Here is a 6952-nt window from a genome sequence, read left to right on the forward strand (position 1 = left end):
ACGGACTCCGGGCTGAGCGCGAACACCTCCTACACCTACACGGTGCGGGCGCGTGACGCGGCGGGCAACCTGTCGGCCAACAGCAACTCCGTGACCGCCACCACCACCGGCGGCGGGGGAGGCGGCAACAAGCTCCTGGGCTACTTCGTCCAGTGGGGCGTCTACGCGCGCAACTACCACGTCAAGAACGTCGACACCAGCGGCTCGGCCGCCAAGCTCACCCACATCAACTACGCCTTCGCCAACACCGCGGGCGGCCGGTGCACCATCGGCGACTCCTATGCCGACTACGAGAAGTCCTACTCCGCCGCCGAGAGCGTCGACGGCGTGGGCGACACGTGGGACCAGCCGGTGCGCGGCAACTTCAACCAGCTGCGCAAGCTGAAGAAGAAGTACCCGAATCTCAAGATCCTCTTCTCCGTCGGCGGCTGGACCTGGTCCGGCGGCTTCACCCAGGCCGCGGCCAACCCCGCCGCCTTCGCCGAGTCCTGCTACCAGATGGTGGAGGACCCGCGCTGGGCCGACGTCTTCGACGGCATCGACATCGACTGGGAGTACCCCAACGCCTGCGGCCTGACCTGCGACACCAGTGGGCCCGCCGCCTTCAAGAACCTCATGCAGGCCGTGCGCAACCGCTTCGGCCCCAACAACCTGGTCACCGCGGCCATCACCGCTGACGGCACGTCCGGCGGCAAGATCGACGCTGCCGACTACGCCGGCGCCGCGCAGTACGTCGACTGGTACAACGTCATGACCTACGACTTCTTCGGCGCCTGGGCGGCGCAGGGCCCGACCGCTCCGCACTCGCCGCTGACCTCCTACAACGGCATCCCGATCGCCGGCTTCTACTCCGACTACGCCATCCAGAAGTTGAAGGGCAAGGGCATTCCCGCCAGCAAGCTGTGGCTGGGCATCGGCTTCTACGGCCGCGGCTGGACCGGCGTGACCCAGTCCGCCCCCGGCGGCACGGCGTCCGGCCCCGCTCCGGGCACCTACCCGGACGCGCCGGGTGTCGACGACTACAAGGTCCTCAAGACCAAGTGCCCCGCGACAGCCACGATCGCCGGGACCGCCTACGGCCACTGCGGCAACCAATGGTGGAGCTACGACACGCCCAGCACCATCGGCGGCAAGATGGGCTACTCGAAGGGCCAGGGCCTCGGCGGCGCCTTCTTCTGGGAGCTCAGCGGTGACACCACCAACGGCGAGCTGATCACTGCGATGAAGAACGGCCTGGGCTGATCCCCGGCTGATCTGAGGGCCGGTCCCGCCATCAGGGACCGGCCCTTTCGCATGCCCGGAGTCATGGGGCGATTTGACAGCCTGACTGTCAAGCGCCAAATGGTAAAGAAACCTTGTTATTAATTCGGCGATCTTCCTATGCTCGGGCCTCACCCCCCGAAAAGGACCCCGGCATGAGACGATTCCCCGCACTTCTTGCCACCTCGCTGCTGTTACTCGGCACCCTGGCCGCACTGCCCGCGCAGCGCGCCCAGGCCGGGACGCCTCCCGAACAGCCGCTCCCGGCGCAGCCGCCGGCCGTCCACGACGTCGTCCTGGTGACCGGGGACGTCGTCCGATACACCCGGCTCCCCGACGGCACCGGGCGCGCGGTGATCGAGCCCGGTCCCGGCCGGGCCGGGACGGGTTTCAGCCAGTACGCGGTGCGGGACCGCGAGGGGATCTCGCACCTGCACGTGATCCCGTCGGACGCGGTCAAGCTGCTGGCCGCCGGCAAGGTGGACCGGCGGCTGTTCGATGTGACCGAGCTGGTCCGGAAGGGGCTGACCGGGCAGTCACGTGTGATCGTCGACTACCGGGACGGGGCCTGGAGGCCGGCCGGTGGCGCCGATCGGCACCTGAGCAGCGTCAACGCCGACGTCCACCACGACGACGCCGCGGGCGCGCGGAAGCTGTGGGCGGCGGTCACCGACGAGGGCAGGCTGTCGTCCGGCGTGGAGGGGATCTGGCTGGACGGCCGGACGCGCGTCGCCGACGACGCCTCCACCGAGCAGATCGGCGCCCCGCAGGCGTGGAGCGCCGGTTACACCGGCAAGGGCGTGCCCGTCGCCGTGCTCGACACCGGGTACGACCCGGCGCACCCGGCCCTCGCGGGACGGGTCAAGGAGGCCCGGGACTTCAGCGGCAGCGCATCGGGCGTGACCGACACCGTCGGCCACGGCACCCACGTGGCCGGGATCGTCGCCGGTGGCGGGGGCGGGCCGAAGAGCGTCGCCCCCGACGCGGACCTGCTGATCGGCAAGGTCTGCGACTCCCGGGTCTGCGACGACTCGGCGATCATCGCCGGGATGGAGTGGGCGGCGGGCAGGGCCAAGGTGATCAACATGAGCCTGGGCACCGACGCCCCCAGCGACGGGACCGATCCGATGTCGCAGGCGGTGAACAGGCTTACCGCGACCACCGGCAGCCTCTTCGTCATCGCCGCGGGAAACGCCGGCAGGTCCGGCGCCATCGGCTCGCCCGGCGCGGCCGACTCCGCGCTGACCGTCGGCAGCGTCGACGGGGCGGACCGCCTCAGCTCGTTCTCCAGCCGGGGCCCGCGAGCCGGGGACCAGGCCGTGAAGCCCGACCTCACCGCCCCGGGCGAGCGCATCGCCGCCGCCCGGGCGGCCGGTACGAGCCTCGGCGACCCGGTGAACGACCTCTACACCCGGCTGTCCGGCACCTCGATGGCCACCCCTCACGTCGCCGGGGCCGCCGCCCTCCTCCTCCAGCGGCACCCTGACTGGACGCCGGCGCGGGTCAAGGCGGTCCTCACCGGCAGCGCCGCCCCGGCATCCGGGGTGAGCTCGTACGACCAGGGCAGCGGGCGGCTGGACCTGGCCCGTGCCGTCCGGCAGCAGGTCACCCCGCGCCAGGGCAGCGTCACCTTCGGCCTGCTCGCCTGGCCGTACCGGGACCTGCCCGATCTCACCCGGACCGTCACCTACGTCAACGACGGCGACGCGCCCGTCACGCTCCGGCTCGCCCTGGACGCCCCCGGCCTGTCGGACGCGGTCTCCGTAGGCGCGTCCTCGGTGACCGTGCCCGCGCACGGCACCGCCGACGTGCCCCTCGTCCTGGACCCGGGCGCCGTGACCAGGGCGGGGCCCGCGGGCGGGCGGCTCGTCGCGACCGGCGACGGGACCGTGGTGCAGACGGCCTTCGGTGTCACGGCCGAGACCGAGTCCTACGACGTCACCTTCGAACTCGTCGGCCGCGACGGCGAACCCGCCTCCGACCTGCTCCCGCAGGAGATCTCCGGCATCGTGCTGGATCCCGAGACCGACGATCCCTTCCCGTGGCTCACGGTCGAGGGCGGTCGCGCGGTCGCGCGGGTGCCCGTGGGCGAGTACGGGCTGGCGGCGACCGTCCGCACCGCCACGGGCGCGCCCGGCGACCTCGCGACCGCGGATGTGGCGGCCCTGTTCGTGCCCGCGTTCAAGGTCGACCGGGCCGGCATCGTCGTCACCGCCGACGCCAGGACCGCGCACGAGGTGACCACGCGCGTGGAGACGCCCGGGACCGTCCGCGAATGGGCGGCCCTGGACGCGATCTTCTCGGACGGCCCGAAGACCTACCTGCGGACGATGACGGCCGTCATACTGTTCGGGTCCTCGAACCGGCTCTACACCGCGACGGCCGTCGGCGACCCGGACAGGTTCGACTTCGGATACACCACGTCGCTGGTCTCCCCGTCGGCCGCCTACCACCTGGCCTTCCCCTTCCGCGGCGAGGTCCCGGAGGACACCGTGTTCGAGGCCCGGAGGAGGGAACTGGCCGACGTGGACACCACCTACCGCTCCCAGGGGGTGGACTCGGCGACCGGGCGGCGCGCGCAGGGCCCTTGGTACCTGTCCAAACAGTTCGTGGCCTACGGAGGGGCGAGTGCGGTCACCCTGCCGTCGAGGCGCGTCGAATACTTCACCCCGCGGCCGGTGGAGTGGAAGGAGTCCTTCGAGCAGGGACCGGCGAACCGGCCGCAGGGAATCGTCTTCAGCGAGGGCTCCTATCCTCTCGGCTCGCACACGCGGCACTGGAACGACGCCGTCGTGGGACCCGACCTGTCCCGCCCGGCCGCGAACTGGGTGGTCCGGGCGCCCGAGCACATCCAGGCGATCGTGCCGAGCTTCGTCTCCAGCGGGGCCGGGCTCAGCGGCTCACCGCTGTACGACTACTCCTACGTGCAGGGGGAGACCACTCTGGCGCGCGACGGCCAGGTCATCGGGAAGATCCCCTATGCGGGCCTGGGCTCCTGGAAGGTGCCCCGTGACACCGGGAGATACACCCTCACCGTCGACGCGCGGCGCGATCCGGACTGGTCGGTGCTCAGCCCGCGCGTGACGACGGAGTGGACGTTCACCTCGGGTGTGCCCGAAGCCGCATCCGAACTGCCCGCGCTGCCACTGGTCACGGTGACGGGCGACTTCGACGAGCGCAACCGCGCCCCCGGCTTCGCCTGGTTCCCGCTGAAGCTCCAGGTGGAGAACCCGGCGCGGACCCGCCCCGTCGAGTCCTCGAAGCTGTCGCTGGAGATGTCCCACGACGACGGCCGGACGTGGCGGCAGGTGTGGGTGCTCGGCGACGAGGGGAACCTGTGGGACGCGGTGGTCTTCCACCCCGGCAAGGCGGGCACCAGCGGCCGGATCTCGCTACGGATCCACGCGGCGAACGACGCCGGGAACGAGGTCACCCAGACGATCATCGGAGCGTACGGGCTCAGGTGACGTCCTCCCCGAGGCCCGCGCCCGCGGGCCTCGGGGGCCGGGAAACGCGAAGCCCCAGCTCATGGTGGCAGCCGCGAGCTGGGGCTTCGTCTCTGGTGGACGATACTGGGATTGAACCAGTGACCTCTTCCGTGTCAGGGAAGCGCTCTCCCGCTGAGCTAATCGTCCAGGTTGAGTTGTCACTCAGAGCGGAAGACGGGATTCGAACCCGCGACCCTCACCTTGGCAAGGTGATGCTCTACCACTGAGCCACTTCCGCATGGCGCCGCACTTTACTTTAGCCGATCCCCGGGGGGCTCGCCGCCGCTGAGGTGGAGACGGGATTTGAACCCGTGTAGACGGCTTTGCAGGCCGCTGCCTCGCCTCTCGGCCACTCCACCAGGAGTCTGAACTCCGAGCGGAAGACGGGATTCGAACCCGCGACCCTCACCTTGGCAAGGTGATGCTCTACCACTGAGCCACTTCCGCGTGTTTCCGGCGGAGCGCCGGCCACGAGAAAACCATTCCGGCGGAGCGCCGGCCACGAGAAAACCATATCGCCTCCGCGGAGTGCCCGTGCGCCGCGAATGGCGGGCGGGCGCGATTCGGCAGGGAATCCGGGGTGGAATCCGGGGGGACTCAGCGGATCACGCGCACGTCCTTCGCCTTGACGAACATCACGCGGTGGCCGAGCTGGATCTGGTGGTAGCGCTGCTCGCCCTTGACGGTGACGTGCCTGGCCGGCCGGTACGAGCCGGCCGAGAGGTAGGAGCTCGACAGCGTGTGGCCGAGCGCGTACGACTGGCCGGGCCGCAGGACGTACGGGAGGGGGACCCGATCCTGGTAGGGGACGCCCGTGCCGCGGTAGGCGGGATGGCCGGGGAAGGCCCGGCCGTACACCCTGACCTCGTCCCTGACCGGCGTGACCAGCGGGCCCCCGGCGGGCACGGCGGTGGGCCGCTCCGGCGGGTTGTGGAACCACGCCTTGCGGCCGAGGTACCAGATGGCCGTCCAGTCGCCCCGGGTGCCGGCGACGGCGAAGCGCTGGCCCGTCGAGGCCCGCGCGCTGTGGTCGTACACGCTGTAGGTGCTCGGCTTGCCCACGCGCTTGCCGATGTCGTCGATCAGGGGGGCGTCGTCGCGCGGCTCGGTGCGCAGCCAGACAGTGGAGGCGCCGTGCGGGTCGCACGCCCTGGCCGGGCGCTCCTCCAGGCAGCCGGTGAACCGCGGGAGGTTGGTCTCGTAGTCGGGGTGGATGACGACCGAGGCCGGCTCCTTCCGGTGGCCTCTCACCGGGGCGCGCCTGGCCGAGCCGTCCTCCCCGTCTTCCCCGTCGTTCCCGTCCTCGCCCTCCCCGTCCTGGTCCTCCCCGTCCTCGTGCTCGCTGTCTGGAGCGCCCGGGATGGGGTGGCCCAGCAGCTCGAAGTAGTGGGCCCAGTCCCAGTAGGGGCCCGGGTCGTCGTGCATGGACGGCAGTGTCTGGGGTGAGGTGCCGGGCACGTTGTCGTGGCCGAGGACGTGGCCGCGGTCGATCGGGATGTCGTACACGCCGGCCAGGTGCTTCACCAGCTCGGCCGAGGCCCGGTACATCGCCTCGGTGTACCAGGTGCCGCCCTTGGCCAGGTAGCCCTCGTGCTCGATGCCGATCGAGCGGGTGTTGACGTCCCAGTTGCCCGCGTGCCAGGCGACGTCCTTGGTGCGCACGTGCTGGGCCACGTGGCCGTCGCGGGAGCGGACCGTGTAGTGCCAGCTCACGTACTCGGGGTCGGTCACCATCGACTTGACGCCGCCGTAGGCGCCCTCGGTGTCGTGGATCACGATGTAGTCGACGCGCCGCTCCCCGTCGAGCCTGTCGTGGTTGCCGTAGTCGTCCGGGCCGGTCCGCTTGTAGGCCGCGGGCAGCCATTCGCACGGCAGCGTTTCGGGGCATTCGGCGTCCTGCGCCCTGCGCAGGGGCGCGCCGGCGGGCGCGGGCAGGTGGGGCAGCGCGGCCAGCCGTACCGTGAAGCCGTCGTCGGTGCGCCGGGCGGCGCCCTCGCGGATCACGGCGAACACCTCGTCGGCGAACTCCCTGGCGGCGAACGGGTCGCGCGAGCCGGAGTAGCGGGCCACGGCGTCGTACCAGTCGGCCGGGTCGGCACTGGGGTGGCGCTGGTAGGAGGCGAGGATGGCGGCCCCGCCCCGGAGGTTCGCGGCCGGATCGGCGCGCAGCCGCCCGGCCGGGAGCCCGGTCAGCCGCGCCGCCC

Annotated in this window: 3 protein-coding genes and 4 tRNA genes; 2 read left to right on the forward strand and 5 right to left on the reverse strand. The window is 71.4% G+C overall.

The window, feature by feature from the left end; genetic code table 11:
• Both DQW85_RS07365 and DQW85_RS07370 read left to right on the forward strand, forming a co-directional pair.
• The coding region (locus tag DQW85_RS07365; RefSeq protein WP_113699635.1) for a glycoside hydrolase family 18 protein at nucleotides 1–1242 on the forward strand (1242 nt) is incomplete at its 5' end.
• 173 nt (nucleotides 1243–1415) lie between these two features.
• Nucleotides 1416–4727: a S8 family serine peptidase gene (locus DQW85_RS07370; protein ID WP_113699636.1), complete on the forward strand. Its 3312-nt coding sequence runs from the start codon at nucleotides 1416–1418 to the stop codon at nucleotides 4725–4727.
• 93 nt (nucleotides 4728–4820) lie between these two features.
• On the opposite strand, the gene DQW85_RS07375 is transcribed toward DQW85_RS07370, so the two are convergent.
• The 5 genes from DQW85_RS07375 to DQW85_RS46660 all read right to left on the reverse strand — a co-directional run.
• Nucleotides 4821–4895 (reverse strand) — tRNA-Val (locus DQW85_RS07375).
• Nucleotides 4896–4914: 19 nt separating this feature from the next.
• A tRNA-Gly gene (locus DQW85_RS07380) sits at nucleotides 4915–4986 on the reverse strand.
• Nucleotides 4987–5036: 50 nt separating this feature from the next.
• A tRNA-Cys gene (locus DQW85_RS07385) sits at nucleotides 5037–5107 on the reverse strand.
• A gap of 16 nt (nucleotides 5108–5123) precedes the next feature.
• Nucleotides 5124–5195 (reverse strand) — tRNA-Gly (locus tag DQW85_RS07390).
• 150 nt (nucleotides 5196–5345) lie between these two features.
• Nucleotides 5346–6952 (reverse strand): N-acetylmuramoyl-L-alanine amidase (locus DQW85_RS46660; RefSeq protein WP_240196994.1); only part of this gene is annotated, 1607 nt, incomplete at its 5' end.

This window comes from Nonomuraea lactucae (genome assembly GCF_003313395.1).
Taxonomy (GTDB): Bacteria; Actinomycetota; Actinomycetes; order Streptosporangiales; family Streptosporangiaceae; genus Nonomuraea; species Nonomuraea lactucae.

Coding starts and splice junctions, on each gene's coding strand:
- DQW85_RS07370 (WP_113699636.1), top strand. CDS start 1,416: ATGAGACGATTCCCCGCACTTCTTGCCACCTCGCTGCTGTTACTCGGC.